The following is a 3,474-nucleotide window of genomic DNA, read 5'->3' on the forward strand; positions in this document are numbered from 1 at the left end:
GTGGTCGCGGGTGAGCAGGGTGACGATCCGGTCGGCCTCACCGAGCTTGTGCTGGCGCAGCACCACCGCCCGGTCCCGATACAGCCGCATCGCATCAGTGTCGCACCACACCGGGGTTCCCTCCCGGTCATCGATCCGGCGCGTCGATAGGCTGTCGGCGATGACTTCGCCCACCACCCCCACGGCCGCCCGCTTCCCCACGCTGACCGACCAGCTCTACCAGCTGGCCAGCGGCACGGTCACCTCCGATCAGCTGGTCCGCCGCTGCCTGCGGGCGAGCGACGTCAGCCAGCCCACCCTGAACGCGTTCCGGGTGGTGCTCACCGAGTCGGCGCTGGCCGACGCCGCCCGCGCTGACGCCCGGCGGGCCGACGGGGACACCGCACCGCTGCTGGGCGTGCCGATCGCGGTGAAGGACGACGTGGACATCGCCGGCGTCGCCACCTATTTCGGCACCTCGGGGCGGGTGCCGCCGGCCACCGCCGACGCCGAGGTGGTGCGCCGACTGAAAGCGGCCGGCGCGGTGATCGTGGGCAAGACGAACACCTGCGAGCTGGGCCAGTGGCCGTTCACCGGCGGGCCCGGCTTCGGACAGACCCGCAACCCGTGGTCGGCGATGCACACCCCGGGCGGCTCGTCGGGCGGCAGCGCCGCCGCGGTGGCGGCGGGCCTGGTGGCCGCCGCGATCGGGTCGGACGGCGCCGGGAGCATCCGCATCCCGGCGGCCTGGACGCATCTGGTCGGGATCAAGCCGCAACGTGGCCGCATCTCCACCTGGCCGCTGCCGGAGGCGTTCAACGGCATCACCGTCAACGGGGTGTTGGCCCGCACCGTGGCCGACGCGGCGCTGGTGTTCGACGCGGCGGCCGGCAACGTCGACGGCGACCGGCACAAGCCACCGCCGGTGACCGTCTTCGACGAGGTCGGCACGGCACCCGGCCAGCTGCGGATCGCCGTCTCCACCCGGTTCCCGTTCACCTTCTTCCGCGCTCGGCTGCACCCGGAGATCGCCGCGGCGGTGCGTACCGTCGCCGACCGGCTGCAGCTGCTCGGCCACACCGTGGTGACCGGAAACCCCGACTACGGGCTGCGGCTGTCCTGGGACTTCCTGTCCCGGTCCACCGCCGGCGTCTTCGACCGGGCGATGCAGCTGGGTGACGAGGTGACGCTGGATCGGCGCACGCTGTCCAACATGCGCACCGGCCGGCTGCTCTCCGAGGCGGTGCTGCGCTCCGCCCGCGCCCACGAGGTCCGGATTCAGCGCCGGGTCGGCTCGATCTTCCGCATCGTGGACGTGGTGCTGGCGCCGACCACCGCCCAGCCGCCGCCGCCGGTCGGTGCGTTCGACGACCTGACCAGCTGGCAGACCGATCAGAAGATGATCGAGCTCTGCCCGTTGACCTGGCCGTGGAACGCGCTGGGCTGGCCGTCGATCAACGTGCCGGCCGGGTTCACCTCCGACGGGCTGCCGATCGGGGTCCAGTTGATGGGGCCGGCCAACAGCGAGGGCCTGCTGGTCTCGCTCGCCGCCGAACTGGAGGGGGTCAGCGGGTGGGCCGACGAGCAGCCGACGCCGTGGTGGGCCACCGCCGCCACCTAGCGGTCAGTGGAGCGCGGCCACCGCGTCGACCAGCAGCTTGCGCGCCCGGTCGGTGTCCACCATCGCCACCGGCTGGTCGCGGGCCTGCACCGCGTTGGCGGTGACCAGCACCAGCAGGTCGCCGAGGTAGGCCGAGTAGTAGTAGACCTCCCGGGTCTGCTGCTGGCCCTCGCCGACGGTGGTCTCGATCTGCCAGTGCGATCCGGTCGTGGTGGCGCCGGCGATCTGCGGGGCGTCGACGGTGTCGATGAAGCCCTTCACCTTGCCTTCGGCGGCGTCGAACGTGACGTGCTTGCACTTGTCGGCCGTCGCCGCGTCGAACGGCACGTCCTTGTCGGCCTGCGCGGCGATCGCGACGTAGCGGTTGCCTTCGCCGCTGGCCGCCAGCGTCGACATCCGGCCCCTGGTGCCCTTGGGCAGCCGGCCGCTGGCGACGTAGTCGCGACAGTCTTGCGGCTCGAACGTCACCCCGGGCGGCAGTTTATGCCCGAGCCGCGTCGGGGCGATGTGGCTGGGGCCCATGGTCTGGGTCGTGAAATCCGAGCCGAACGTCGACTCGACGGTGAACAGCTTGCTGGTGTCGATCGGCTTGTGCGGGTCTCCCGCGCAGCCGACCACGCCCGGCGCGCAGAGCGCCACGACAATCAACGACTTGCGAACCCGCACCCAGGGAATGTACCTAATCCATCCGCCGCGGTCGATCAACGGCCCCGGTCCCGCGTTCAGAAGCCCAGCCGACCCAGCTGCTTGGGGTCCCGCTGCCAGTTCTTGGCGACCTTGACCCGCAGATCCAGGTAGACCCGGGTGCCCAGCAGTCGCTCGATCTGGCCGCGGGCCGCGGTGCCGACCTCCCGCAGCCGGGCCCCGCCCCGGCCGATCACGATCCCCTTCTGGCTGTCCCGCTCGACGTAGAGGACGGCGTGCACGTCGATCAGCTCTTGGCCCTCCCGCGGATTGACCTCGTCGATCAGCACCGCCAGCGAGTGCGGCAGCTCGTCGCGCACCCCGTCCAGCGCGGCCTCGCGGATGAACTCGGCCATCAGCACCTCCTCCGGCTCGTCGGTCAACTCACCGTCGGGGTAGAACGCCGGGCCCGGCGGCAACGCGGCGGCCAACACGTCGATCAGCACGTCGACCTGGGCCCCGGTGACCGCCGACACCGGCACCACCTCGCTGCCCGGCGCCAACGCACCCACCGCGGCCAGCTGCGGGGCCAGCTGGTCCCGGGAGACCCTGTCGGTCTTGGTGACGACGACCACCAGGGTGGTGTTCGGCGCGACCCGCCCGATCTGCTCGACGATCCACCGGTCGCCGGGGCCGATCTTCTCGTCGGCGGGGATGCACAACCCGACGACGTCGACCTGGGCGTAGGTGTCTTTGACCAACTCGTTGAGCCGCTTGCCCAGCAGCGTGCGCGGCCGATGCAGCCCCGGGGTGTCCACCAGGACGATCTGGAAGCCGTCCCGATGCACGATGCCGCGGATCGTGTGCCGGGTGGTCTGCGGCCGCGCCGAGGTGATCGCCACCTTCGAGCCGACCAGCGCGTTGGTCAGCGTCGACTTTCCGGTGTTCGGCCGGCCCACCAGACACACGAAACCGGAACGGAATTCAGCCATGATCGGCGTGCTCCGCCACGGCCCTCACCGTTCCGGCGGGGTCGGTGACGATCACCGCCGCGTCCGCCGACAGCTCGCGCACCGCGGCGACGCCGGCGTCGTCGGCGGCCCCACCCACCAGCACCGCCGCCTCCAGCCCGGTCGCGCCGCTGGAGACCGCCGCCGCGACCGCGGCCTGCAGCGCCGACAGCCGCAGCGCGGCCAGCTGCACCGGCGCCGCCGCGTAGCTGCGCCCGTCCAGGTCGCGCACCGCGGCGC

5 protein-coding genes are annotated in these 3,474 nt (G+C 72.2%); 1 reads left to right on the forward strand and 4 read right to left on the reverse strand.

The features are described 5' to 3' along the window. The coding region (locus AC2VNT_RS08985) for a recombination protein O N-terminal domain-containing protein (protein WP_486946531.1) at window positions 1-90 on the reverse strand (90 nt) is incomplete at its 3' end. Between the two features lie 70 nt (window positions 91-160). On the opposite strand from AC2VNT_RS08985, the gene AC2VNT_RS08990 reads away from it, so the two are divergent. Beyond that, the gene (locus tag AC2VNT_RS08990; RefSeq protein ID WP_486946527.1) at window positions 161-1,600 is read left to right on the forward strand and encodes an amidase; all 1,440 of its coding nucleotides are present in this window, start codon (window positions 161-163) and stop codon (window positions 1,598-1,600) included. A gap of 3 nt (window positions 1,601-1,603) precedes the next feature. Here the strand turns inward: AC2VNT_RS08990 and AC2VNT_RS08995 are convergent, their stop codons facing one another. The 3 genes from AC2VNT_RS08995 to AC2VNT_RS09005 all read right to left on the reverse strand — a co-directional run. Beyond that, a complete protein-coding gene (locus AC2VNT_RS08995) occupies window positions 1,604-2,266 on the reverse strand; it encodes a DUF5642 family protein (protein ID WP_486946528.1) in 663 nt (220 codons plus the stop codon). A 56-nt stretch (window positions 2,267-2,322) separates the two neighbouring features. Then, window positions 2,323-3,216, reverse strand: coding sequence for a GTPase Era (era, locus tag AC2VNT_RS09000; protein ID WP_486946529.1), 894 nt, complete (start codon window positions 3,214-3,216; stop codon window positions 2,323-2,325). Beyond that, window positions 3,209-3,474 (reverse strand): hypothetical protein (locus AC2VNT_RS09005; protein WP_486946530.1); only part of this gene is annotated, 266 nt, incomplete at its 5' end. The genes era and AC2VNT_RS09005, both read right to left, overlap by 8 nt.

This window comes from Mycobacterium sp. TH-M15 (assembly GCF_057473705.1).